The 25,317-nt window shown below is 62.5% G+C and carries 23 protein-coding genes; 11 read left to right on the top strand and 12 right to left on the bottom strand.

Features of this window, described 5'->3' with window-relative positions; translation table 11 throughout:
• Positions 1-16: 16 nt before the first annotated feature.
• From panC to dksA, 9 genes are all read right to left on the bottom strand, one after another.
• Positions 17-880, bottom strand: coding sequence for a pantoate--beta-alanine ligase (panC, locus tag KU43P_RS23425; protein WP_317659893.1), 864 nt, complete (start codon positions 878-880; stop codon positions 17-19).
• The gene (gene panB, locus KU43P_RS23420; protein WP_317659892.1) at positions 877-1,677 is read right to left on the bottom strand and encodes a 3-methyl-2-oxobutanoate hydroxymethyltransferase; all 801 of its coding nucleotides are present in this window, start codon (positions 1,675-1,677) and stop codon (positions 877-879) included. Before panB ends, panC begins: the two co-directional genes overlap by 4 nt.
• Before the next feature lie 251 nt (positions 1,678-1,928).
• Positions 1,929-2,408: a 2-amino-4-hydroxy-6-hydroxymethyldihydropteridine diphosphokinase gene (gene folK / locus KU43P_RS23415; RefSeq protein WP_317659891.1), complete on the bottom strand. Its 480-nt coding sequence runs from the start codon at positions 2,406-2,408 to the stop codon at positions 1,929-1,931.
• The gene (locus tag KU43P_RS23410; RefSeq protein ID WP_317659890.1) at positions 2,405-3,793 is read right to left on the bottom strand and encodes a polynucleotide adenylyltransferase PcnB; all 1,389 of its coding nucleotides are present in this window, start codon (positions 3,791-3,793) and stop codon (positions 2,405-2,407) included. The genes folK and KU43P_RS23410 overlap by 4 nt, the downstream gene beginning before the upstream one ends.
• Positions 3,794-4,525: 732 nt before the next feature.
• Entirely contained in the window at positions 4,526-5,971 is a 1,446-nt protein-coding gene (locus tag KU43P_RS23405; RefSeq protein ID WP_317659889.1) for a sigma-54-dependent transcriptional regulator, read from the bottom strand.
• A 4-nt stretch (positions 5,972-5,975) separates the two neighbouring features.
• Positions 5,976-8,951: a sensor histidine kinase gene (locus KU43P_RS23400; RefSeq protein WP_317659888.1), complete on the bottom strand. Its 2,976-nt coding sequence runs from the start codon at positions 8,949-8,951 to the stop codon at positions 5,976-5,978.
• On the bottom strand, positions 8,935-9,111 hold the full coding sequence (locus KU43P_RS23395; protein ID WP_003250005.1) for a hypothetical protein: 177 nt from the start codon (positions 9,109-9,111) through the stop codon (positions 8,935-8,937). Before KU43P_RS23395 ends, KU43P_RS23400 begins: the two co-directional genes overlap by 17 nt.
• A 244-nt stretch (positions 9,112-9,355) precedes the next feature.
• On the bottom strand, positions 9,356-10,243 hold the full coding sequence (gluQRS, locus tag KU43P_RS23390; RefSeq protein ID WP_317659887.1) for a tRNA glutamyl-Q(34) synthetase GluQRS: 888 nt from the start codon (positions 10,241-10,243) through the stop codon (positions 9,356-9,358).
• Positions 10,244-10,307: 64 nt separating this feature from the next.
• A complete protein-coding gene (gene dksA, locus KU43P_RS23385; protein WP_317659886.1) occupies positions 10,308-10,754 on the bottom strand; it encodes an RNA polymerase-binding protein DksA in 447 nt (148 codons plus the stop codon).
• Positions 10,755-10,964: 210 nt separating this feature from the next.
• Here dksA and KU43P_RS23380 point away from each other — a divergent pair, with 210 nt between their 5' ends.
• Positions 10,965-12,137 carry a pyridoxal phosphate-dependent aminotransferase gene (locus tag KU43P_RS23380; RefSeq protein ID WP_317659885.1) on the top strand — a complete coding sequence of 391 codons (1,173 nt, stop codon included), beginning with the start codon at positions 10,965-10,967 and terminating at the stop codon, positions 12,135-12,137.
• Positions 12,137-12,850 carry a DNA/RNA nuclease SfsA gene (gene sfsA, locus KU43P_RS23375; RefSeq protein ID WP_317659884.1) on the top strand — a complete coding sequence of 238 codons (714 nt, stop codon included), beginning with the start codon at positions 12,137-12,139 and terminating at the stop codon, positions 12,848-12,850. The genes KU43P_RS23380 and sfsA overlap by 1 nt, the downstream gene beginning before the upstream one ends.
• Here the strand turns inward: sfsA and KU43P_RS23370 are convergent.
• Positions 12,813-13,157 carry a Rieske (2Fe-2S) protein gene (locus KU43P_RS23370; protein WP_317659883.1) on the bottom strand — a complete coding sequence of 115 codons (345 nt, stop codon included), beginning with the start codon at positions 13,155-13,157 and terminating at the stop codon, positions 12,813-12,815. The two genes, sfsA and KU43P_RS23370, sit on opposite strands and share 38 nt — an antisense overlap.
• 149 nt (positions 13,158-13,306) lie before the next feature.
• Here KU43P_RS23370 and KU43P_RS23365 point away from each other — a divergent pair, with 149 nt between their 5' ends.
• From KU43P_RS23365 to KU43P_RS23350, 4 genes are read left to right on the top strand one after another with little or no spacing between them, the layout of a single operon-like run.
• Positions 13,307-14,182 (top strand): hemin ABC transporter substrate-binding protein, encoded by an 876-nt coding sequence (locus KU43P_RS23365; RefSeq protein ID WP_317659882.1) that lies wholly within the window; start codon positions 13,307-13,309, stop codon positions 14,180-14,182.
• A gap of 50 nt (positions 14,183-14,232) precedes the next feature.
• Positions 14,233-15,216 (top strand): iron ABC transporter permease, encoded by a 984-nt coding sequence (locus KU43P_RS23360; protein ID WP_317663908.1) that lies wholly within the window; start codon positions 14,233-14,235, stop codon positions 15,214-15,216.
• Positions 15,216-15,983, top strand: a complete 768-nt coding sequence (locus KU43P_RS23355; protein WP_317659881.1) for a heme ABC transporter ATP-binding protein — start codon at positions 15,216-15,218, stop codon at positions 15,981-15,983. The genes KU43P_RS23360 and KU43P_RS23355 overlap by 1 nt, the downstream gene beginning before the upstream one ends.
• A 12-nt stretch (positions 15,984-15,995) precedes the next feature.
• Entirely contained in the window at positions 15,996-16,883 is an 888-nt protein-coding gene (locus KU43P_RS23350) for a ChaN family lipoprotein (protein ID WP_317659880.1), read from the top strand.
• A 194-nt stretch (positions 16,884-17,077) separates the two neighbouring features.
• On the opposite strand, the gene KU43P_RS23345 is transcribed toward KU43P_RS23350, so the two are convergent.
• Both KU43P_RS23345 and KU43P_RS23340 read right to left on the bottom strand, forming a co-directional pair.
• Positions 17,078-17,356 carry a TfoX/Sxy family protein gene (locus KU43P_RS23345; RefSeq protein WP_016391820.1) on the bottom strand — a complete coding sequence of 93 codons (279 nt, stop codon included), beginning with the start codon at positions 17,354-17,356 and terminating at the stop codon, positions 17,078-17,080.
• Positions 17,357-17,534: 178 nt separating this feature from the next.
• Positions 17,535-19,097, bottom strand: coding sequence for an AAA family ATPase (locus tag KU43P_RS23340; RefSeq protein WP_317659879.1), 1,563 nt, complete (start codon positions 19,095-19,097; stop codon positions 17,535-17,537).
• 117 nt (positions 19,098-19,214) lie between these two features.
• Between KU43P_RS23340 and mrcB the strand changes: the two genes are divergently transcribed.
• From mrcB to ilvN, 5 genes are all read left to right on the top strand, one after another.
• Complete coding sequence (gene mrcB, locus KU43P_RS23335; protein ID WP_317659878.1) at positions 19,215-21,536, top strand: penicillin-binding protein 1B; 2,322 nt, start codon at positions 19,215-19,217, stop codon at positions 21,534-21,536.
• Positions 21,537-21,551: 15 nt separating this feature from the next.
• Positions 21,552-22,340 carry a tetratricopeptide repeat protein gene (locus tag KU43P_RS23330; protein WP_317659877.1) on the top strand — a complete coding sequence of 263 codons (789 nt, stop codon included), beginning with the start codon at positions 21,552-21,554 and terminating at the stop codon, positions 22,338-22,340.
• Positions 22,340-22,672, top strand: coding sequence for a YqcC family protein (locus KU43P_RS23325; RefSeq protein ID WP_317659876.1), 333 nt, complete (start codon positions 22,340-22,342; stop codon positions 22,670-22,672). Before KU43P_RS23330 ends, KU43P_RS23325 begins: the two co-directional genes overlap by 1 nt.
• A gap of 407 nt (positions 22,673-23,079) precedes the next feature.
• Positions 23,080-24,804: an acetolactate synthase 3 large subunit gene (locus tag KU43P_RS23320; protein WP_317659875.1), complete on the top strand. Its 1,725-nt coding sequence runs from the start codon at positions 23,080-23,082 to the stop codon at positions 24,802-24,804.
• Between the two features lies 1 nt (position 24,805).
• Positions 24,806-25,297 carry an acetolactate synthase small subunit gene (gene ilvN, locus KU43P_RS23315; RefSeq protein WP_003250040.1) on the top strand — a complete coding sequence of 164 codons (492 nt, stop codon included), beginning with the start codon at positions 24,806-24,808 and terminating at the stop codon, positions 25,295-25,297.
• Positions 25,298-25,317: the final 20 nt, after the last annotated feature.

The following is a 25,317-nucleotide window of genomic DNA, read 5'->3' as shown; positions in this document are numbered from 1 at the left end:
AAGCAGCCCCAACGCATTACGCGGTCTTGTCTTCCACGTGCAGGTAGAGGTTGTCGATCAGGCGGGTGTTACCTAGATAGGCCGCCGCAATCACCACCAGGTCGCGGTCATCCAGCTGCGCCGGGCGCAAACTGACGGCATGGCGCACTTCCAGGTAATCCGGACGCATGCCCGCTGCGTTCAACTGCGCCAGGCCGTCGGCAACCAGCGCTGCGAAATCGCGCTGGCCCCGGCCGATGGCCGCGCCGATGTGCTGCAGGGTACGGTACAGCGCCGGCGCGGCAGACCGCTGCTCTGGCGTAAGGTAACCATTGCGAGACGACAGCGCCAAACCGTCCTCGGCGCGCACGGTGGGCTCGCCGATGATCTGGATGGGCATGTTCAGGTCACGCACCATGGCGCGGATCACGGCCAGTTGCTGGAAGTCTTTCTCGCCGAACACGGCCAGGTCGGGCTGCACCATGTTGAACAGCTTGCTGACCACCGTCGCCACGCCCTCGAAATGCCCTGGGCGGCTTGCGCCGCACAGGCCTTCGGAGAGGTGAGGCACACTGACGCGGGTTTGTACGCTCATGCCATCGGGGTACATCTCTTCGACGGTGGGGGCGAACAGCAAGTGGCAGCCGGCCTCGAGCAGGCGCTGCTGGTCAGCGGCGAGCGTGCGCGGGTACTTGTCGAGGTCTTCGTTGGCGCCGAACTGCAGCGGGTTGACGAAGATGCTGGCCACTACGAAATCGGCGCGTTGGGCGGCCTTGGTCACCAGGGCGGCATGGCCGCTGTGCAGGTTGCCCATGGTCGGTACGAAAGCGATACGCTTGCCTTCTCCGCGTGCGCGGGCGACGGCGGCGCGCAGTTCACGAACGGTCTTGACAGTATTCATGCACTGAACCCGTGTTCGCTGCCTGGGAAGCTGACCTCTTTCACCGCCTTGACGTAGGCAACGAGGGCGCTCTGGATGTCGGGCTGACCGGCCATGAAGTTCTTGACGAACTTGGGAACCCGGCCGCTCAGTGACAGGCCGAGCATGTCATGCAACACCAGTACCTGGCCATCGGTGGCGCTACCTGCGCCAATGCCGATCACCGGGATGCTCACCGCCTGGGTGATTTCCGCAGCCAGCTCGCTGGGCACGCATTCGAGCAGCAGCATGGCCGCGCCGGCCTGCTCCAGGGCGATGGCATCGGCGCGCATCTGCCGCGCTTGCGCTTCCTGGCGACCTTGCACCTTGTAGCCGCCGAGCACGTTCACGGTCTGTGGGGTCAGGCCCATGTGCGCGCAAACCGGCACGCCGCGTTCGGCCAGCAGACGAATGGTTTCGGCCAGCCAGGCAGCGCCTTCGAGCTTGATCATGTGGGCGCCGGCCTGCATCAGCGTGGCGCAGTTGGCGAAGGCCTGCTCAGGCGTGGCGTGGGCCATGAATGGCAGGTCGGCGAGGATCAGTGCACCGTCATTGCCACGTTTGACGCAGGCAGTGTGGTAGGCCATCTCGGCGGTGGTGACAGGCAGCGTGCTGTCGTGGCCCTGCAGGACCATTCCCAGCGAGTCGCCCACCAGCAACACTTCGACGCCGGCCTGGCTGGCGCCCTTGGCGAAGGTCGCGTCGTAGCAGGTCAGCATTGTGATCTTTTCACCCTTGGCCTTGAGGCCGTGCAGGGTGGTCAGGGTTACTTCAGGCATGTAGGAAAATCCTCGTTCAGGCGCTGTGAAAAACGACTGCAAACAACGCGTGTAGTCATCTTCCGGAGCGGCACATCATCGCGCGTGATGTTCGGGCACAGGTCCGTCCGGGCCTAAATACGGGTGTGCGGCACTATGGTGTCACACGGGACGCCTATAGTCGTGAGCGAGGTGGGGGAAGTCAATCACCCTGTTACCGCATTGTTACTAACAGGGTGTTACTGGCGTTACCGATGGCCCAAGCGCCTGTATTACAGGCGCTCCAGCCCTACGTACGGGCAGGCTTCGAGCAATTGGGCGAGGGCACGGCCATCGGCCAGCTGAAAGTCGTGCGACACCAGTTCGGCCAGCGGATACAGCACGAAGGGGCGGGCGTGCATGTGGTAGTGCGGCACCTGCAGGCGCGGCACGTCGATGACCTGGTCGCCGTACAGCAGGATATCCAGGTCGAGTGTACGTGGCCCCCAGCGCTCCTTGCGCACACGGCCCTGGTCTAGCTCGATCGCTTGCAGAGCGTCGAGCAGTGCCAGTGGCGCGAGTGCGGTATCCAACGCGGCGACGGCGTTTGTGTAGCGTGGCTGGCCAGGTAGTAGCGAGTCGCTGGTGTACAGGGCTGAAGCCGCCGCCAGGCATGTACCGTCTAGCTGGTCCAGCGCCTGAAGGGCGTTGCGCAGCTGCTCGGCAGGGGCGTCGAGGTTGCTGCCCAGGCCAATGAAAGCGCGCGTGGTCACTCGAACGCCTCGTCACCGCCGCGTTTGCGCTTGCCACCGCTACGCTTGCGTTTGCGCGGGCCTGTAGCGCTGCCGTCATCACGGCTGCCCAGTTCGCGGATCATCTCGCGACGTTCGCTGTCGTTGGCTTCCTGGTAGTCGGTCCACCACTGGCCGAGGTCGTCGGTTTCCTCGCCGGCGCTTTCGCGTAGCAGCAGGAAGTCGTAACCGGCACGGAAGCGCGGATTGTCCAGCAGCACGTCGGCACGTTTGCCGCTGCGCCGTGGCAGACGTTCCTGCATGTCCCAGATTTCGCGAATCGGCAGGGTGAAGCGCTTGGGAATGGCGATGCGCGCGCACTGCTCGGCGATCAGGTCGTGGGCTGCGCCGTTCATGGCCGGAATCGGCGGCACACCTTGGTTCTGCAGGTGCAGCACGCGGCTTGGCAGGGCTGGCCACAGCAGCGCGGCGAAGAGGAAGGCCGGGGTTACCGGCTTGCCTTGCTTGACGCGCAGGTCGGTGTTGTTCAGCGCCTGGCTGATCAGGGTGTGGGTGTAGGTCGGGCGTTCTTCCAGGGCATGGGCACTGGCCGGGAACAACGGCTCGAACAGCTCCAGATCGACCAGCATTTCGAAGGCGATCGCGCCCTGGCCGGAAAGGAACAGCTTGAGGCATTCCTCGAACAACCGTGCAGGCGGGATTTCGCGCAGCATCGGGGCCAGTTCGCGGATCGGCTTGAAGGTGTGCTTCTCGATGCCGAAGTCGAGCTTGGCCGCGAAACGCACCGCGCGCAGCATGCGCACCGGGTCTTCCTGGTAACGGTGGGTCGGGTCGCCGATCAGGCGCAGCAAGCGGTTGCGAATGTCGTGAGCGCCGTTGGCGTAATCGAGAACGCGCTCGCTGACCGGATCGTAGTACAGGGCATTGATGGTGAAGTCGCGGCGTTGCGCGTCTTCTTCCAGGGTGCCGTAGACGTTGTCACGCAGGATACGACCACTGGCATTGTGCGACGAACGGTGGCTATCGCCCTGGTCGTCCTCCGAGTGATGCGCTCGGAAAGTGGCGACCTCGATGATCTCACGGCCGAAATGCACGTGGACCAGCTTGAAGCGGCGGCCGATGATGCGCGCGTTTCGGAACTCGGCGCGGACCTGTTCAGGGGTGGCGCTGGTGGCGACGTCGAAATCCTTGGGGGTGATGCCCAGCATCAGGTCGCGGACACAGCCACCAACCAGGTAAGCCTGGTAGCCCGCGCTCTGCAGACGCTCGACGATGTTCACCGCGTGGCGGCTGAACTGGTGGCGCTGCAGCGAATGTTGGCTCTTGTTGATCACCTCAGGCGTGGTGCGCTTGTGGTGCTGGCCCGGTACGGGTGGGCGGAAAGACTGGAACAGCTTCTTCAGCATGGGATGCACTGTGTGAAGGAATGTTCGGCCAAGAATAGGAGAATGGCCGCATGATGGGCGGGGATTCTAGCATTTACTCGGGGAATGGTGTAGGCGGTCGCAGGATAGCCTGCTGGAAGGGAGAAACGACAAGGGGAGCCTAAGCTCCCCAAGAAGTCGTTGCGTGCTCTTATTATTTTTCTGCCGGGCTTTTTGTTTTTGTTGAGTGCCCTGCCCACAAATCTCGAAGCTTGTGGACGACCCCCAATCCAGGGGTTAAGAGCAAACGGATTGCTTTGGCCGCTGATGACACGTTGATCTCACGATCCAACCAGTTCAGGCGCTGCTTTTTAGTGCAGTTTTTGTTGTTCTCTGCCTGGTCGTGGGGCAAGCCCCAAACACGCATCCTCTCCAAAAGAATCAGTTAGCTGCGCCTCCGCCGTCTTGTTTTTATTGTGCGTGAGCCGTTTCGTCTTGTTCTTATTCTGAGTTGCAGTGCTTGTTATTGTTCTTGTACCAAACATATAGCAGGTGCCGTGCCAACTTTTGGAAGCTCAATGAAATCAAGGGTTTGGGCTTGGCGAGGAGAGGAGGGAGGGTGCGAAATGTCGAAATTTCGTTACCGTACGCCTCGGGTGCTGTTACGCCTGGGCAGGGTGGGTAACAGATTTTTGCGGAAACTGATGTGTTACCTGGGGGGATAGCTACTGGCCCCATCGCCGACTTGCCGGCGATGGGGCCAGTGAAGACAAATTACTCGCTGGTAGCGTTGGTCTTGCGCCGTGGAATGCCCAGCCGCTGACGGCGCTCCCACAGGCACTTGCGGCTGACCCCCAGCTTGCGGGCCAGTTCGGTCTCGGTCATGTGGTCTTGGTGCTCGAGCACGAAGTGTTGGAAGTAATCTTCCAGCGACAGGTCTTCGGTCGGCTCGTGGCTGGCGTTGTTGGCGCTCACGCCGGCCGGCACCATGGCATTGTCGAGCAGATCATCGTCCTCGAGGTCGCTCAGCTCGATGTCGATGCCCAGCAGCTCGGCCGATATCTCCGCGCTCTCGCTGAGAATCACTGCACGCTCCACGGCGTTTTCCAGTTCGCGCACGTTACCGGGCCAGCTGTAGTGACGAATGGCCTGTTCAGCCTCGGCCGAGAAATGCAGGTCATCACGGCCGATGCGTGCGCTCTGGCGGGCGAGGAAGGCGTTGGCGATTTCGTTGACGTCACTGCCGCGCTCGCGCAGAGCGGGTAGTTTCAAGGCAATCACATGCAGGCGGTAATAAAGGTCTTCGCGGAACTGGCCTGCTTTGGCCAGGTTCTTCAAGTCGCGGTGGGTCGCGGCGATCAGGCGAACATCGACTTTCTGCGATTGCACCGAGCCGACCCGGCGAATTTCGCCCTCCTGCAGCACGCGCAGCAACCGGGCCTGCGCTTCCAGCGGCAACTCGCCGATTTCGTCAAGGAACAGCGTGCCGCCGTCAGCGGCCTCCACCAGACCGGCGCGACCGGCGCTGGCGCCGGTAAATGCACCTTTCTCGTGGCCGAACAGCTCCGATTCGATCAGGGTTTCGGGAATGGCTGCGCAGTTCACCGAAATCATCGGCGCCTTGGCCCGTCGCGACAGGTTGTGCAGGGCACGGGCGACCAGTTCCTTACCGGTACCGGATTCACCCTGGATCAGCACGTTGGAATCGGTGGGCGCCACTTTGCGGATCTTGCTGTACATGTCCTGCATCGGCGGGCACGAACCGATGATGCCGATTTCGCCGTTGGCTGCAGCCGGGCTGGCTTTGTCGGCCGGCGCGTTCTTGCCATTGGCACGCGGTTCGGCGGTCGGGGCAGGTGCGGGTGCGTTCTGCCGGTCGCGCAGGATGCGTGCCACGGCCTGGAGCATCTCGTCGTGGTCGAAGGGTTTGGCGATGTAGTCCACCGCGCCCATCTTCATCGAGTCCACCGCCGAGCGCAGGCTGGCGTAGCTGGTCATGATCAGCACCGGTGTGCCCTGACCGAGCTTGATCAGCTCGGTGCCCGGGGCGCCGGGTAGGCGCAGGTCGCTGACGATCAGGTCGAAGGTGGCAATGCTGAAGCGTTCCTGGGCTTCCTGCACCGAGCCGGCTTCGCTGACCTGGTACTGGTTCCGTTCAAGCAGACGACGCAAGGCCGAGCGGATGATGGTTTCGTCTTCGACGATCAGAATGTGCGGCATTGATTCAATTCTCTCGACGGTCTCGAATTTCTGGGGACGTCGCTACGACATGCCGGGGCAGGGTCACGCGGATCCGGGTGCCACGTTGCCGTTCGATATCGGCCGGGCTGTCGATGGTGATTTGCCCATAATGCTCTTCCACGATGGAATAGACCAGAGCGAGCCCCAGTCCGGTGCCTTCGCCCGGGTCCTTGGTGGTGAAGAAGGGCTCGAACAGGCGGTCCATAATGTTCTTCGGGATCCCACTGCCTTCGTCTTCGACGATCAGGTCCACGGTATGTTCGCTCGCTTCGCTGCGCACACGTACGGCGCTGCCGGGTGGCGAGGCGTCGCGGGCATTGGAAAGCAGGTTGATCAGCACCTGGGCCAGGCGCTGGGGATCTCCCTCGGCCCAATGCTCCGGGTCGCAAAGGTTGAAGAACTGTACTTCGAAATTGCGCCGGTTCAATGCCAGCAGACCGATGGCGTCCTGCGCCACCTCGGCCAGGCAAACCGGCTCTTCGCTGTTCTGGTGGCTACCGCCGGCGTGAGCGAAGCTCATCAGCGACTGGACGATGCGCGATACCCGTTTGGTCTGCTCGAGAATCTGGCTGGATAGCTCGATGATCTCGCCATCGCCTTCACGCTCCTCGCGCAGGTTCTGCGCCAGGCAAGCGATGCCGGTGATCGGGTTGCCAATTTCGTGGGCCACCCCAGCGGCCAGGCGGCCGATGCTGGCCAGGCGCTCGGAGTGCACCAGCTTGTCTTCCAGAGCCTGGGTTTCGGTAAGGTCCTCGACCAGCAGCACCAGCCCGCTGTTGCCAGGGGCCAATGGTTCGTCGATGGCTGCCTTGTGCAGGTTCAGCCAGCGCGGCTGGCCATCCAGCGCCAGACGCTGCTTGTGCAGGTGCTCGTCGGGCACGTCGATGAAGCCTTGCAACAGGCCACGCCATGGCTCGCTGATGGTCACCAGGCGCGAACCGACCACGTGCTTGGCGGCGATGCCGGTCAGCTCTTCCATGGCCTTGTTCCACATGAGGATTTCCTGGTCCTTGGCCAGCGAACAGACGCCCATAGGCAGTTCCTGCAAGGTCTGGCGATGGTAGCGGCGCAGGGCATCGAGCTCGGCGGCCAGGCCGGTGAGGCGCGAGTGGTAGTCTTCCAGGCGGCTTTCGATGAAGTGTATGTCTTCGGTGACGTAGTTCTCGTTACCGGATTTGTACGGCAGGAAAGTCTCGACCATGTCCTGGGCCACGCTCGGCCCCATCAGCCCCGAGAGGTTGGCCTCGATGCGGTCGCGCAGGCGACGCAGGGCATAGGGACGGCGTTCGTCAAACGGCAGGTAGAGGTCGCGAAGAGCCTGCTCGACTTCCTTTTGCGCGGCCTTGGCACCAAGGGGCTTGGCCAGCTGAGTGGCGAACTCCTGCGGCGAGGCCGCATGCAGTTCGCGCCGCTGTGGTCGGCGTACGTTGTCTACCGCGCAGGCTTCGGCGGCGCTGACTTCTTCGGTGCTGGCATTGGTGAACAACGAGATCAGCGTGAACAGCAGCACGTTGGCCGCAAGCGAGGCGATGGCCGCCATGTGCCAACTGGTGTCGTCCAGCACATAGATCATGTCCAGCAACGGTATGTAGAAACCTTGCAGGTTGCCCAGCAGCGGCAGCAGCATGGTCACCATCCACACCAGTGTGCCGGCCAGCAGGCCCGCAATGAAGCCGCGCCGATTGGCAGTCGGCCAATACAGCACCGACAGCACCCCAGGCAGGAACTGCAGGGTGGCAACGAAGGCGACGATGCCCAGGTTGGCCAGGCTCTGGTGGTTGTTCTGGGTGAGATAGAACATGAAACCGGCGGTGATGATCGCGACGATCAGCGCACGACGGGTCCATTTCAGCCAGCGGTAGATGTTACCTTCCGCTGGGGGCTGGTACAGCGGCAGCACCAAGTGATTGAGCGCCATGCCCGACAGGGCCAGGGTGGTGACAATGATCAGCCCGCTGGCAGCGGACAACCCGCCAACATAGGCCAGCAGCGCGAGCGCCTCATTATTGGCAGCAATGCCCAGACCCAGGGTGAAGTACTCGGGGTTGGTGCTGGCGCCCAGGCGCAGGCCGGCCCACAGTACCAGCGGAACGGCCAGGCTCATCAGCAGCAGGAACAGCGGCAGGCCCCAGCTGGCGCTGACCAGCGAGCGCGGGTTGAGGTTTTCGGTAAAGGCCATGTGATACATGTGTGGCATGACGATGGCCGAGGCAAAGAACACCAGCAGCAGCGTGCGCCATGGGCCTTCCTGCAGTGGGGTGTGCAGTGCCGCCAGGGCCGTCTGGTTCTGCAGCAGCCAAACCTCAAGGCCATGCGGGCCACCGAACACGCCATATAGCGCGTACAGGCCGATGCCGCCCAGGGCCAGCAACTTGATCACCGATTCGAAGGCGATGGCGAACACCAGGCCTTCGTGTTTCTCGCGCGTGGCGATATGCCGCGAACCGAAGAAGATGGTGAAAAGAATGATCAGCGTACAGAACGCGAAGGCCACCCGTGCCTTGACCGGCTCACCGGTGAGGATGCTGATCGAGTCGGCCACTGCCTGTATCTGCAGGGCCAGCAGGGGCAGCACGCCGATCAGCATGATGACCGTGGTCAGCGCGCCGGCCCAGGTGCTGCGGAAGCGGAAGGCCAGCAGGTCCGCCAGCGACGACAGCTGGTAGGTGCGGGTGATCTTGAGGATCGGATAGAGCAGCACCGGCGCCAGCAGAAAGGCGCCAGACACCCCCAGGTAGCAGGCGAGGAAACCGTAGCCGTATTGGTAGGCCAGGCCTACCGAGCCATAGAAGGCCCAGGCACTGGCGTAGACGCCGAGTGACAAGGTGTAGGTCAGCGGGTGGCGAATGATCGAACGGGGAATTAGCCCGCGCTCGCTGATCCAGGCCACGCCGAACAGCACCATCAGGTACCCGGCGCTGATCAGGATCATCTGGGTCAGGCTAAAGCTCATCGGCATCTCGTTGGCTCTGCAGGATGAAGGTGACGACGATCAGGATCAGCCAGAGCAGGTAGGGGCGGTACCAGGCTCCGGTCGGCTCGATCCACCAGTCCATGATGGCCGGGGAGAACAGGTAGATCCCCACGACCAGAAGCAGGACCAAACGATAGATGTACATGCTGGCCTCGATGGTTGGGCGCTGCGGGCTTGGACTTATTATTGGCGCAAATGGCGGGGGCGATGCTAGCGGGAATCGGTAGTGTTCGCCAAGGGTTTGAAATTATTGGGCTTTTGAATTGAGGGGTGGGTTACCTGTTCTGGCCTTATCGCCGGCAAGCCGGCTCCCACAGGTGCTCCGCCAGGCCTGAGGGCAGGGCACTACCTCTGGGAGCCGGCTTGCCGGCGATAAGGCCCGTAATACCTCAGCGCAAATCGGCCTCTGGCACCGTGGTTCGCTGCACGATCGCCTCCGGCCGCCAGCGTTGCCGCGCCACCTCAAGCACTTCGGCCGGTGTCGCGATCAACAGTTCAGGCTCGGTTTCCTGCCCCAAAGCGCGCAGCGCCCGCAATAACAAGGGGGTTGCCTGGCTGGCTTCGAGCGGTGGTGAACGGTACGACTTGCCCAGCTTGTGGCCATCGGGTTGCACGATCAGCGGTATATGCAAGTAGCGTGGCTGAGAGAAGCCCAGCAATTCCTGCAGGTACAACTGGCGCGGCGTGTTGTCGAGCAGATCGGCGCCGCGCACGATATCGGTAATCCCTTGCCAGGCGTCATCCAGCACCACGGCCAGCTGGTACGCATACAGCCCGTCCCGGCGCTGGATGACGAAGTCGCCCACATCCCGTCCCAGGTGCTGTTCGTACGTGCCCTGCACCCGGTCGTTGAAGCGGTAGATCAGCTCCGGCACCCGCAGGCGGATCGCTGCGCCTTCGCGAGCATGCCCGGCATTGCGGCAAAACCCTGGGTAAATACCGTTGTGGCTTTCCAGCTGCTTGCGTGAACAGGTACAAGCGTAGGCCAGGCCCATGTTGAACAAGCGGTCCACTACCGCGGCATAGGCGTCATGGCGCTGGCTCTGGAACACCACCTCGCCATCCCACTCGAGCCCGTAACGTTCCAGGGTCTGCAGGATGGCATCGCGAGCGCCGGGCATTTCCCGGGGCGGGTCGGTGTCTTCCATGCGCAGCAGCCACTGGCCATTCACTGCGCGGGCATCGAGCCAGGAGGCGAGGGCGGCGACCAGCGAGCCGAAGTGCAGAAAGCCGCTGGGGGTGGGAGCGAAGCGTCCGGTGTAGCGGGAGTCGTTCATGGGCTGTAATGCGTCTGAAAATGAAACGGGGCGCATGATGCGCCCCGTCAGGATGGAAGAAGGGTCAGCCTTTGCCGACTGTCTTTTCCTTCTTCTCCGCGATTTCCTTGCAATCGAAGCACAGGTCCGCAGTCGGACGGGCTTCCAGGCGACGCAGGCCGATCTCGATCCCGCAGGAATCGCACCAGCCGTACTCCTCGTCCTGAATCTTCTGCAGGGTCTTGTCGATCTTCTTGATCAACTTGCGCTCACGATCACGGTTGCGCAGTTCCAGAGCGAATTCTTCTTCCTGGCTGGCGCGGTCGGCCGGGTCGGGGAAGTTGGCCGCTTCGTCCTTCATGTGCGTTACGGTCTGGTCCACGCTGGTCATCAGCTCAAGCTTCCAGGCCCCCAGAAGGTTCGTGAAATGCTTGCGCATGGGCTCGCCCATGTACTCTTCGCCCTTGGTCTCTTTATAGGGCTCGACACCGTACATGGTCTGATTGGTTTTTTGCTTCTCTACGGTGGACATGAATAGACCGCCTCTCACTCATCTGATCCAATGCGCAGGCTGCTCCATCTCCGGCACCCGCCGGCCCTGCGACTGCGAGCCGCCGAACTTACCAGATAGATCAGGGGTGCGCTACCCCGCCCGATCCTAGGTATTGACAGTGCCGTGGAGCACACGTTCGGTGCAGTGCAGAGGTAGAATTACCAGTTTAGACCCAATTGAGAGAAGGTCATGGCCCACCCATACAGTGCGCGCAGCCGCGCCATCGAACCCTTTCATGTCATGGCGCTGTTGGCGCGCGCCAACGAACTGCAGGCGGCCGGCCACGATGTGATCCACCTGGAAATCGGTGAGCCGGACTTCACCACCGCTGCGCCCATCGTCGAGGCTGGCCAGGCTGCGCTGGCTGCGGGGCATACCCGTTATACCGCGGCGCGCGGCTTGCCGGCACTGCGTGAGGCCATCGCCGGTTTCTACGCTGAGCGCTACGGTGTTTCGGTCGACCCGGAACGCATTCTGATCACCCCCGGCGGTTCCGGAGCCCTGTTGCTGGCCAGCAGCCTGCTGGTCGACCCCGGCAAGCACTGGCTGCTGGCCGACCCGGGTTACCCGTGCAATCGCCACTTCCTGCGCCTTGTGGAAGGCGGTGCGCAGCTGGTACCGGTGGGGCCGGAGGTCAACTACCAGCTCACCGCCGATCTGGTCGAGCGCTACTGGGACGCGGATACCGTCGGTGCGCTGGTGGCTTCGCCTGCCAACCCGACCGGCACGGTGCTCAGCCGCGATGAGCTGGCCAGCCTGTCCAAGGCCACCCGTGCGCGTCACGGGCACCTGGTGGTGGATGAGATCTACCATGGGCTCACCTATGGCATGGAAGCGCCCAGCGTGCTGGAAGTGGACGACTCGGCCTTCGTCCTTAATAGTTTTTCCAAGTATTTCGGCATGACCGGATGGCGGCTGGGCTGGCTTGTGGCGCCGCCCAATGCCGTGGCCGACCTGGAAAAACTTGCGCAGAATCTCTACATCAGTGCCCCCAGCATGGCCCAATACGCTGCCCTGGCATGTTTCCAGCCAGAAACCCTGGCGATTTTCGAGGAGCGGCGCGCCGAATTTGCCCGTCGCCGCGACTATCTGCTGCCAGCCCTGCGGGAACTGGGCTTCCGCATTGCCGTGGAGCCGCAGGGCGCGTTCTACCTGTATGCCGACATCAGCGCTTTCGGTGGTGACGCCTTTGCCTTCTGCAGGCACTTTCTGGAAACCGAGCACCTGGCCTTTACCCCGGGCCTGGATTTTGGCCGCCACCTGGCCGGTCATCACGTACGTTTTGCCTATACCCAGAGCCTGCCGCGGCTGGAAGAGGCAGTACAGCGTATCGCCCGTGGGCTGCGGAGCTGGCAGGGCTGATGGTGTTCTTTCCTTTACTCGAGCAAGGGCGCCTGCTGCGCCGCTACAAGCGCTTTCTGGCGGATATCGAACTGGCAAGTGGTGAACAGCTCACCATTCACTGCCCCAACACCGGCTCCATGCTCAATTGCATGCGCGAAGGTGGGCAGGTCTGGTTCAGCCGTTCCAACGACCCCAAACGCAAGCTGCCAGGCACCTGGGAGATCAGCGAAACGCCCCAGGGGCGGCTGGCCTGCATCAATACCGGGCGAGCCAACGCATTGGTCGAAGAGGCCTTGCGTGCCGGGGCGATCCGCGAGCTGGCTGGCTTCACCGCACTCAAGCGCGAAGTGGCGTATGGCGAGGAGGGCAGCCGGGTGGACTTTCGCCTCGAGTTTGCCCAGGGGCCTGCCTATGTCGAGGTCAAAAGCGTGACCCTGGGGTACCCGGACAGCACTGTGGCGGCCTTTCCGGACGCGGTGACCCAACGTGGCGCGAAACACTTGCGAGAGCTGGCGTCGTTGGCCCGCCAGGGTATTCGCGCCGTGCAACTGTACTGCGTGAACCTCACCGGCGTCGAAGCGGTACGCCCTGCCGAAGAAATCGATGCTGCTTATGCCGCGGCGCTGCGTACAGCCGTGGCCGATGGTGTTGAGGTGCTGGCCTACGGTGTGCAGCTGGATGCTTCACGAATCGTCATCGATCGCCCGCTACCGGTGTTGCTCCACCGGTGAACCAAATGCCCTGGCTGTCTTCCAGGCAGCCCAGGGCCTGCAAGGCCTCTCCCTCGCAAGGGCCGGCCACGCATTCGCCACTTTCGATCAGAAACAATGCCCCGTGATGGGCGCAATGAATCAAGCTGGCGCTGTCATCAAGAAACGCGTCAGCTGCCCAGTTCAGCGGGATGCCCCGGTGCGGGCAACGGTTGCGGTAGAGGTGCACCTGGCCTTGACGGCGTATGCCGAACAGGTCGATGCCGTCTACGCTGAAGGCGCGGCTATGGCCTTCGGCCAGCGCTGCGGAAGTACAAAGAAAGTGCATTGCAAGGAAGGCTCGTGAAACAAAGGGATAGCTTGACGCTTCAATGCGAATAATTATCAAATTGCCCGCATTCGCTGCGCCGGGTGGTCTATGGTGCGCAGTTCTGCCGCTCACCACAAGGTACGCGGCCCGCCTTCAGAAGGAACCCGATGATGCGTCGTCCCGCCGCCATGCTCGCTCTGTGCGCAGCCCTCGTTGCTTCCACCCAGGCCCTGGCTGCCGAACTGCCGCAACGCTGGGTCAGTGCTGGCGGCGCGTTGAGCGAGTGGATCAGTGAGCTGGGCGGCGAACCACGCCTGGTGGGTGTCGACACCACCAGTCAGCATCCCGAGTCGTTGAAGGCACTGCCAAGTATCGGTTACCAGCGCCAGCTATCGGCCGAGGGCATTCTCAGCTTGCGCCCGGACGTGCTGGTGGGCACCGAAGAAATGGGGCCGCCACCGGTGCTAGCGCAAATTCGTAGCGCCGGCGTGCGTGTCGAACTGTTCTCCAGCCAGGCCGACCTCGCGGCCGTCGATGCAAACCTCAAGCACCTGGGCACGTTGCTCGGTGCCGAGCAAAAGGCCGCGCAACTTGCCTCGGGTTATCACCAGCAACTCGAAGCCCTGCAACTAAAGGTCAAGCAAGCCCAAGCCCACCATAAGGCACCGGGCGTCCTCCTGCTGGTTGGCCATGCGGGAGCAAAACCGCTGATCGCAGGGCAGGGCACCGCAGGTGACTGGCTGTTGCGCCAGGCAGGGGCGCGTAACCTGGCTGAGCACCAAGGCTACAAGAACTTTTCCAATGAAGCGCTGGCGGCGCTGGACCCGGACGTGCTGGTGTTCTCTGATCGCGCCTTGGCCGGCGACCAGGCGCTGCAGGCCCTGCTCAAGGAAAACCCGGCGCTGGCGGCGTCTCGGGCTGTGCGCGAGAAGCGCCTGGTGACCCTTGACCCGACCCTTTTGGTCGGCGGCCTGGGCCCACGCTTGCCAGCGGCGCTGGACGATCTGACGGCCACCTTCTATCCGGCCAGCAGCACTCGATGAAACAACGCATTCAACCGCGCACGCTATTCATGGGCCTGAGCTTGCTGTGCCTGGTCGCAGTCTGGCTTTCGCTGGCCCTGGGGCCGGTCAGCCTGCCGTTGTCAGACACCCTGCGCGCCGGGCTGCGCCTGCTCGGCTTGCCCATCGCGGCCGACGGGTTGGAGCAGGCCGACATGATCCTCGGCCAGATCCGTTTGCCGCGCACCCTGTTGGGTTTGGCGGTAGGCGCGGTGTTGGCGCTGTCTGGTGTCGCCATGCAGGGGCTGTTCCGCAACCCGTTGGCGGACCCTGGCCTGGTGGGCGTTGCCAGTGGCGCGGCGCTGGGGGCTGCGGTGGCGATTGTCGGCGGTAGCTGGCTGGGAGGTATCCCGGAGTGGTTCGCGCCTTATCTGCTGTCGGCCTGCGCCTTCGTCGGCGGCCTGGGGGTGACGGCCCTGGTGTACCGGTTGGGGCGCCGCGACGGGCAGACCAACGTCGCGACCATGCTGCTGGCCGGTATCGCGTTGACGGCCCTGGGCGGCTCGGCGGTCGGGCTGTTCACCTACCTGGCCGATGATGCCACGTTGCGCACGCTGACCTTCTGGAACCTGGGCAGCCTCAATGGCGCCAGTTACGAGCGGTTATGGCCCTTGCTGGTCGTGTCCATGGCTGTTGCACTGTGGCTGCCACGCCGGGCGCAGGCACTCAACGCTTTGCTGTTGGGCGAATCGGAAGCAAGGCACCTGGGCATAGAAGTAGAACGCCTGAAGCGCGAGCTGGTGTTCTGCACGGCACTTGGGGTTGGCGCTGCCGTGGCAGCGGCTGGCCTGATCGGTTTCGTCGGCCTGGTGGTACCGCATCTCGTGCGCCTGGTGGCAGGCCCTGACCACCGTGTGCTGTTGCCGGCCTCGCTGCTGGCCGGTGGCACCTTGCTGCTGTTCGCAGACCTGGTGGCGCGGTTGGCGTTGGCACCCGCCGAGCTGCCGATCGGGATCGTCACAGCCTTCATCGGCGCGCCGTTTTTCCTTTTCCTGCTGGTGCGGGGGCGTAACTGATGCTTGAAGTCGAAGGTTTGCATTTGCGCCGTGGCAGCTGTGACGTGCTGCAAGAGATCGATCTGCAGCTTTTGCCCAACCAGGTACTGGGAGTACTCGGGCCGAACGGTGCAGGCAAGAGCAGCCTGCTCGGGGCCTTGTGTGGCGAACTGGCCCCCAGCCGGGGACAGGTGACGCTACAAGGCAAATCACTGTCCGCTTGGCCGGGCCAGGCCCGCGCGCAACGCCTGGCAGTGCTACCCCAGGTGTCCAGCCTTGGCTTTGCCTTCCGCGTCGAGGAAGTGGTCGGCATGGGGCGCTTGCCCCACGACAGTGGCCAGCAGCGCGACCGGGAAATCGTCGAGGCGGCGCTGCGCGCAGCGGATGCCTGGCACCTGGTCGAGCGCAGTTACCTGGCCTTGTCCGGCGGCGAACGACAGCGCGTGCACCTGGCCAGGGTGTTGGCTCAGCTATGGCCGGGTGCCGAAGGCAGCACATTGCTGCTCGATGAGCCGACCTCGATGCTCGACCCCTTGCACCAGCATACGACCTTGCAAGCCGTGCGCAGCTTTGCTGACCATGGTGCGGCCGTGCTGGTAATCCTGCATGACCTGAACCTGGCGGCACGCTACTGTGATCGCATCCTGCTGCTCGAAAGTGGCCGCTGTCATGCGTTGGCCTCGCCGGAGCAGGTGTTGACGCCCACGGCCCTGAAAGCGGTGTTCGGCATTGAGGTGCTGGTACAACCCCACCCGGAAAGGGGCCATCCGCTGATCATCACTCGCTAGGAGGCATTGTTCATGCGCCATCCATGGCTGTCTGGCTCGTTGCTGTGTTTGTTGCTGTCGCTGGCGGGGTGCCAGGCCAGCTTGCCACCATTGCCTGCCTGGCAGAGCAGCGAAGGGCGTGACAGCGTGGCGCTCGGGCAGATCCGCGACTTGGCCAGCGGCCAGGTCATCAGCCCTGAGCAGTTGGTAGAGCGGCTGGCGAAAGCCCCCCACGTACTGGTAGGCGAAAAGCACGACAACCCCGACCATCACGCCTTGCAGTTGTGGTTGCTGCGCGCACTGCAGGCCCGGCGAGCGCAGGGCAGCCTGTTGCTCGAGATGCTGCAGCCAGAGCAGCAGGCGCGGCTGGATGCCGTGCAGGCGCAAGCGAGTCTGCCGAAGGACCTGCCCAAGGCCCTGGGTTGGCAGGACGGCTGGGACTGGCAACTGTACGGGCCGATCGTCCGGGAAGCTTTGCAGGAACATATCGCGCTGCTGCCAGCCAACTTGTCTACCAGCGAAATGCGCGCAGCCTATCGCCAGCCGACACCGTTGCCGGGCATTGAATCCAATGCGCCAGCGGTAAAAGCGGCACTGCTTGAGCAGGTGCGCGCTGGGCATTGTGGGTTACTGCCGGAAAGCCAGCTACCGGCCATGCTGGCGGTTCAGCAACAGCGCGACCGGCGCATTGCCGAGCGCTTGCTGGCAGCGCCTCAACCTGCGCTTCTGTTCACTGGGGCCTATCACGCGCGCAAAGATCTCGGCGTACCGCTGCACTTGGCAGACCTGGGGGCGAAGGGGCAGAGCAACGTGCTGATGCTGGCCGAGGTGGGCGAGACTGTGGAGGCGGGTATGGCGGACTATGTCTGGTATACGCCAGCCACGCCTGAGCAGGACTACTGCGCGCAACTGCGCAAATAGCGCGCTTTCCGGGCCGACCTTGATTCATAGGCAAAAAAAGACCCGGCAAATTGCCGGGTCAATAACCGTGATTAGCCTGATGAGGAGATAATCTGAGAGTCCGAACCAGGGGCTTTCAGTTTATCCAACCAGTCTCGCGACCAGTTGTGATAATCATAACGATTCTCATTTCGTAGTCAATCCCCTATCTCGACTTATTTCAAATTTTTTTGCGCGGTGCACTTCGCGTCCAGTTGTTGGTTGAGCGCTTGTTTGCGCTCGGCCGGCAAGTCATTCCAGTGCATGTCCAGCAGGGCGCCTTCAATGGCGTACAACAGCACCTTCGACGCCCGGAATCCTCGCGTTTTCACGGCCTGGTACGCACCGACCGCGCCAAGGCGACGCAAGTCCGATGCACTGTGAATACCGGCCGCATGCAACCACTGCGCAGAGGTCTTGCCAAGATTCTTAAGATGCTGCAACTCATCGTTCATCGAGCCTCCTTGCGATGGCTGAACGGGTCTTGGGGGATAAATCGCGAGCAGGTCAGAAAGGAGTGTAGCGGGGGTTGGAAAATGCGCGGCCTTTTGCCATCGGTGGCGACGATTGGGGAAATCAGCCGCCTGCTGTGGCCTATCGCCAGCAAGCCGGCGATAGGCTGCAACGCTGAGCTTACAGGCCCGGCAGGCGCTGACGAATTTGGTCGATCACCTGGTCCATGCTGGCGCTTTCCTGCGTATCAACGCGGGTGGCGTGCTGCAGCTCTGTGCCATCCAGCGGCTCACGGCTGGCCTGTTGAGCCTTCACCACATCCAGTGTCGCGTCCGACGGGTCGGTGTTTTCCGCCTGGCGCTGTTCCAGCCAGCTGGCGATTACCGCCTCCGGGGCCTGGCAGTCGAGAATCAGGAACGGCACGCCAGTCGCGCTGGCGACCTCTGCCGCAGCCTGGCGCTGAGCGTGTTTCAGGTACGTTGCATCGAGCACTACCGGGAAGCCGGCGCGCAGGATGGTGCTGGCCAGTTCGTGAAGGCGCTGGTAGGTCGCCGCGCTGGCATCCTGTTCATAAATGCCGGCGTCCTGCTGCCCACGCAGCGTTGGCTGCTGTTCGCCGAACAGGCGCTTGCGCTCCACGTCCGATCGCACGCGCACGGCACCCAAGGCCTCTACCAGTCGCATGGCCACGTGGCTCTTGCCTACGGCCGAGACCCCGTGCGTGATGGCCAGCAGCCGCGAAGGGATGGCGCTGTAGCTTTCCGCCAGGTTGGCATAGTTGCGGTAGGTGCGCAGGGTGGTGGCGCGCTGTACGCCATCGGCATCGGCGGGCATGCTGAACAGCGCTACCTTGGCGCGAACCAGGGCACGGTAGGCCTTGTAGAAGTTGAGCACTTCGAGGCCCTCGTAGTCGCCGGTCAGCTCCAGGTATTGGCTGACGAAGCGGCGCGCCAGGCACTTGAGGCCGCGGTCTTCCAGGTCCATGGCGAGGAAGCCGGTGTCGGCCCAGACATCGGTCTTGCGAAACGGCTCGTTGAACTCGATGCAATCGAAGATCACCACCTTGCCGTCGATCAGGGTGGCGTTGCCCAGGTGGATGTCGCCGTGGCACTCGCGGGTGAAGCCATTGGCCTTGCGCGCGGCGAACAGGCCTTGCAGCCGCTCGAAACTGCTCCTCGCCCAGGCTTGCAGGTTGTCCAACTGTTGCAGGTCGGCCTTGTCGCTGAGGAATGGGCGGATCTGCTCGAAGTTCTGCTCGACCGGCGCCATCACGCTTTCAGGCGAGCCGTAGGGCTGCTCGGCAGCCACCTTTGGAGTGTGCAGGTGGAACTCGGCGATCTGCCGGGCCATCTGGTCGATGTGGCTGGCGTTGAGCTCACCATTGGCCTGCAGGGTGCTGAGCATCTGGCCCTGGGGGAATTGGCGCATTTTCAGCGCGTATTCGATCGCCACACCGTCACCGCCAAGCTGCGGCGCCTCGGCGCTACCGGTGATCGGCAGGACTTCCAAGTACAGTCCTTCGGTCAGGCGCTGGTTCAGGCGCAGTTCTTCGTTACAGAAATGCTGACGCTGGTCCAGCGCGGTGAAGTCGAGGAAGCCGAAGTTCATCGGCTTCTTGATTTTGTAGGCGTACTCGCCCGTCAGCAGGACCCAGGAGATGTGCGTCTCGATGAGCTGGAACCCGTCCACGGGGTGAGGGTAGAGGGCAGGGTTCTGCAATGCAGTGATCAAGGCTTGGCTCACGGGAAATCCTTCCGGGGGCAGGGAATTCGAAGGCGCCATTATGGTCAATGGTGCCGCCCCTGCATACCGCCAGAGGGCGCCTGCCCAGCCTTAGCAAAGTGCGTATAATCCGCCGCCATGACTCGAACCCGAAAATCCCGTACCCCTCAGAAACGCCCGACCGGCCGCTCGCGCGCCTGGCTGGGCTGGGCCTTGAAGCTCAGCCTGGTCGGCCTGGTGATCGTTGCCGGCTTCGCGGTTTACCTCGATGCCGTCGTGCAGGAGAAGTTCTCCGGCAAGCGCTGGACCATCCCGGCCAAGGTGTATGCCCGGCCGCTTGAGCTGTTCGTCGGCCAGAAACTGAGCAAAAACGACTTCCTCACCGAACTCGATGCCCTCGGCTATCGGCGCGAGAGTGCGGCCAACGGGCCTGGAGCGGCTGCGGTCAACGGCAATAACGTCGACCTGAATACCCGTGGCTTCCAGTTCTACGAGGGCATGGAGCCTGCGCAGTTCGTCCGCGTGCGCTTCTCTGGCGACTACGTGGCGGGCCTATCCGGCGCCAATGGCGGCAAGCTCGACGTTGTTCGCCTGGAGCCGCTGATGATCGGCGGCATCTACCCGAAAAACCTCGAAGACCGCATCCTGATCAAGATCGACCAGGTGCCGCCATACCTGCTGGAAACCTTGGTAGCCACGGAAGACCGCGACTTCTACAGCCATTTCGGTGTATCGCCCAAATCCATCGCCCGGGCGATCTGGGTCAATACCTCGGCCGGTTCCATGCGCCAGGGCGGCAGTACCCTTACCCAGCAGTTGGTGAAGAACTTCTATCTGACCAGTGAGCGCAGCCTCAGCCGCAAACTGACCGAAGCGATGATGGCCGTGCTGCTGGAAATGCATTACGACAAGCGTGAAATCCTTGAGGCCTACCTCAACGAAGTGTTCGTCGGCCAGGACGGCCAGCGTGCCGTGCACGGCTTTGGCCTGGCCAGCCAGTTCTTCTTCAGCCAGCCGCTGTCGGAGCTCAAGCTGCATCAGATCGCCTTGCTGGTGGGCATGGTCAAGGGGCCGTCGTACTACAACCCGCGCCGTTACCCCGAGCGAGCGCTCGCTCGCCGCAACCTGGTCCTGGACCTGGTGGCCGAGCAGGGCGTGGCGAGCCAGGAGGCCGTCGATGCTGCGAAGAAGATGCCGCTTGGCGTGACCAAGCGCGGCAGCCTGGCCGACAGCTCGTTCCCGGCCTTCCTCGACCTGGTGAAGCGTCAGCTGCGTCAGGACTATCGCGATGAAGACTTGACCGAAGAAGGCCTGCGCATCTTCACCAGTTTCGACCCCATCCTGCAGATGAAGGCCGAAAGCTCGATGAACGAGACCTTCAAGCGCCTGGCCGGGCGCAAGGGCTCTGATGACGTCGAGTCGGCAATGGTCGTGACCAACCCGGAAACGGGTGAGGTTCAGGCCCTGATCGGTAGCCGCCAGTCCGGCTTCGCCGGCTTCAACCGTGCCATCGACGCCGTACGGCCGATCGGTTCGCTGGTCAAGCCGGCGGTATACCTGACCGCGCTGGAGCAGCCAAGCAAGTACACCCTGACCAGCTGGGTGCAGGATGAACCGTTCTCGGTCAAGGGCGCGGATGGCCAGGTATGGCGGCCACAGAACTACGATCGCCGCCCGCACGGCACGATCTACCTGTACCAGGGCCTGGCAAACTCCTACAACCTGTCGACCGCCAAGCTTGGCCTTGAGGTGGGCGTGCCCAACGTCATCAAGACCATCGGCCGACTGGGTGTGAAAGTGGATTGGCCGGCATACCCGGCAATGTTGCTGGGCGCCGGTGGCATGTCGCCGATGCAAGTGGCGACCATGTACCAGACCATCGCCAACGGTGGCTTCAATACGCCGATGCGCGGTATCCGCAGTGTGCTGACTGCCGAGGGCGAGCCGCTCAAGCGCTACCCATTCCAGATCCAGCAGACCTTCGACCCGGCTTCGATCTACCTGGTGCAGAACGCCATGCAGCGGGTGATGCGCGAAGGTACCGGCCGTTCGGTGTACAACGTATTGCCCAGCTCGCTGACCCTGGCAGGCAAGACCGGTACCAGTAACGACTCGCGTGACAGCTGGTTCTCCGGTTTCAGCCAAGACCTGCTGGCGGTGGTGTGGATGGGCCGCGACGATAATGGCAAAACCCCGTTCACCGGTGCCACCGGTGCGCTGCAGGTCTGGACCAGCTTCATGAAGAAGGCCGACCCGCTACCGTTGGACATGCCGCAGCCGGACAACGTGGTGCAAGCGTGGATCGACCCCTACAGTGGCCGAGGTTCCGACGCAAGCTGTCCGGGAGCGGTGCAGATGCCGTATATTCGCGGCAGCGAACCGCCTGCCGGGGCAACCTGTGGCGGCGAGCAGAATCCGGCAGAATCGGTCATGGACTGGGTCAAAGGCTGGATGAATTAAGCACTGGCTGCATTGATGAGGTGTGACGTGAATAAGTGGCTGTTTCCTGCCTTGACGGCGCTGGCTGTGCTCCAGGGGTGCTCCAGTGTCCAGCGCGGCAATATCCCGGTGGTCGATTCGAGTACCCGTGTGTCCAATAGTGAACGGGTCACGGCCAACCGCTCGGCGGCTGGCATGGGCAACGGCACCGCGCAGGCGCAGTCGCTGCCCGAAGATTCCGGTGTGACCGTGATGATTCCGCAAGGCGCCGGCGCCACGGGTATTCAGACGTTCCCGGCAGGCAATGGTGCAGCGCCCATCAGCACCACCCCGATCACTCCCGGGCCGGTCAGCAGTGCGCCGATGACCACCAACCCCAACCCGATCGCCGACGAGCCGTTCGACATCGCCTCGATGAACAGCGCGCCGCCTGCCACCAGTGCGCCGACTGGCATTCCGCGCAGCAATGCGGCATCAGGCGGCCTATCAGCCGACGAGCAGCTCGATGGCCCGGTGCTGGCGCTGCTGACTACCGCCCAGTCGCAACAGGGCAGCGGCGATTTCAACGGGGCTGCGTCGAGCCTGGAGCGCGCCCAGCGGATTGCCCCACGCGAGCCGCAAGTGCTGTACCGCCTGGCACAGGTACGACTGTCTCAGGGTGACGCGGCACAAGCCGAACAACTCGCGCGACGGGCGCTCACCTACGCCAACGGCCGCCCCGACCTGCAGGCCGAGCTGTGGAACACCATTGCCCAAGCCCGCGAAAAGCAGGGTGATAGTGCTGGCGCCGCCCTGGCCCGGCAAAAGGCACGGGTCAATTCCTGATGATCGAGCAGCGTATTCTGGACATCGCCGACCACCTGCTGCTTATCGAGCGTGAACTGCAGGTACAAGGCTGGTGGGATGACGAGCCACCAAGCGACGAGGCCTTGGCCAGCACGGTGCCGTTCGCGGTCGACACCATGAGCCTAGAACAGTGGCTGCAGTGGATTTTCCTGCCGCGCATGAAGATCATCATCGAGCTTGGCCACCCGCTGCCCAATGCTTCAGGAATTTTGGTCATGGCAGAGACGGTGTTTGCCGACCGTCCAGAGCAGAGCCGCGAGCTACGTCGCCTGCTAGCAGAGTTTGACCAATTGATCGCTCCTTCCGCCTGATTTCTTCTCTTTTTCCGTCAAGGGCCGCAGATTGTGGCCCTTTTTTGTGAAAATCTTAATTATTCTGCTGCTGAGTTGGTTTTTAGTGGTGGCAGGAATTCATCTTGGGGAAAAATTGGCAATAATTTTTCTTGACTTGTAGCCGCCAAATCACAAGAATCCAGATTCCGCTGTAGAGGGACTGCCAGAAGCAGACCCGCTAAGCAGATCATGAGGCGCACACCCGCGCCGACCTGTTACACCCCGCAACGCGTTACCTCGCGCTGGGTGGGAAACCCCCGCAACATCTGGGGAGCTCCCAATACTTGCTCAGTCAGTGCTGACGTTCGCTCGTGCTCTGCTTGGCAGTAAACCTATTAAGACCCGTCCACTAGGGACGGTATTCTGGCGTTTTAGAGGTGAACAACGTGGAGCTTTTATCTGGCGCTGAGATGGTCGTCCGCTTCTTGCGTGACGAAGGCGTTAAGCACATCTACGGGTACCCTGGTGGTGCTCTCCTGCATGTTTACGATGCCCTGTTCAAAGAACCGGAAGTCGAGCACATCCTGGTTCGTCACGAACAGGCCGCAACCCATATGGCGGACGGTTACGCCCGTGCCACCGGCAAGGCCGGTGTGGTGCTGGTAACCTCCGGCCCGGGCGCGACCAATGCCATCACCGGCATTGCCACTGCCTACATGGATTCGATTCCGATGGTCATCTTGTCCGGCCAGGTGCCTAGCACCATGGTGGGTACCGATGCCTTCCAGGAAACCGACATGATTGGCATCTCGCGGCCGATCGTGAAGCACAGCTTCATGATCAAACATGCCACCGAGATCCCCGAAGTTCTGAAAAAAGCCTTCTACCTGGCGCAATCCGGTCGCCCAGGTCCGGTCGTGGTCGACATTCCAAAAGATATGACCAACCCGGCTGAAAAGTTCGAATACGTCTATCCGAAGAAGGTCAAGCTGCGCTCCTACAGCCCAGCCGTCCGTGGCCACTCCGGGCAGATCCGCAAGGCTGCCGAGATGCTCCTCGCCGCCAAGCGCCCGATCGTCTACTCCGGCGGTGGCGTGATCCTTGGTGGCGGCTCCGAAGCCCTGACCGAGATCGCCAAGTCGCTGAACTTGCCAGTCACCAACACCCTGATGGGTCTTGGCGGCTTCCCAGGCACCGATCGCCAGTTCCTCGGCATGCTCGGTATGCACGGCAGCTACACCGCCAACATGGCCATGCACCATGCCGACGTGATCTTCGCAGTCGGTGCGCGCTTCGATGACCGCGTGGTCAACGGCCCGGCAAAGTTCTGCCCGAACGCCAAGATCATCCACATCGATATCGACCCTGCGTCGATCTCGAAAATGATCAAGGCCGACGTGCCAATCGTAGGTCCGGTCGACAGCGTGCTCAGCGAAATGCTCGGCATCCTCAAGGAAATCGGCGAGCAGCCTGAAAAGGCGGCGATCGATGCCTGGTGGAAGCAGATCGACGAGTGGCGTGGTACTGGCGACCTGTTCCCCTACGACAAGGGCGACGGTAATGTCATCAAACCACAGGCGGTGATCGAGACCCTCTGCGAAGTGACCAAGGGCGATGCCTTCGTGACCTCCGACGTGGGCCAGCACCAGATGTTCGCGGCGCAGTACTACCGCTTCAACAAGCCGAACCGCTGGATCAACTCCGGTGGCCTGGGCACCATGGGCTTCGGTTTCCCGGCAGCCATGGGCATCAAGCTCAACTTCCCGGATCAGGACGTAGCCTGCGTCACTGGCGAAGGCAGCATCCAGATGAACATCCAGGAGCTGTCCACCTGCATGCAGTACGGCCTGCCGGTGAAGATCGTCAACCTGAACAACGGTGTACTGGGCATGGTCCGCCAGTGGCAGGACATGGCCTACAACGGTCGTCACTCCCACTCGTACGTCGAGTCGCTGCCCGACTTCATCAAGTTGGCCGAGGCCTATGGTCATGTGGGTATCCGCATCACCAGCCTGAAAGACCTGAAGCCGAAGCTGGAAGAAGCGTTCGCGATGAAGGACCGCCTGGTGTTCATCGACATCGCGGTCGACCGTACCGAGCACGTCTATCCGATGCAGATCAAGGATGGCTCGATGCGTGACATGTGGCTGAGCAAGACGGAGCGTACCTGATATGCGGCACATCATTTCCCTGCTGCTGGAAAACGAACCCGGTGCTCTGTCCCGTGTGGTCGGCCTGTTCTCCCAGCGCAACTACAACATTGAAAGCCTGACCGTGGCGCCGACTGAAGACCCGACCCTGTCGCGTCTGACGTTGACCACCGTTGGCCATGACGAAGTGATCGAGCAGATCACCAAGAACCTGAACAAGCTGGTCGAAGTGGTCAAGCTTGTCGACCTGTCGGAAAGCGCTCACATCGAGCGTGAACTGATGCTGGTCAAGGTCAAGGCCACCGGTGCACAGCGTGCCGAGATCAAGCGCACCACGGATATTTTCCGTGGCCAGATCGTCGACGTGACCGCCAGCGTGTACACCGTACAACTGAGCGGTACCAGCGACAAACTGGACAGCTTCATCCAGGCCATCGGCACCGCATCGATTCTCGAAACCGTGCGCAGTGGCGTCACCGGCATTGCCCGTGGCGACAAAGTGCTCAGCATCTAAATTCAAAAATTAGCGATGGC

Source organism: Pseudomonas sp. KU43P, assembly GCF_033095865.1.
In the GTDB taxonomy this organism is placed as follows: Bacteria; Pseudomonadota; Gammaproteobacteria; order Pseudomonadales; family Pseudomonadaceae; genus Aquipseudomonas.
This window is presented reverse-complemented; position numbering and strand designations above follow the sequence as displayed.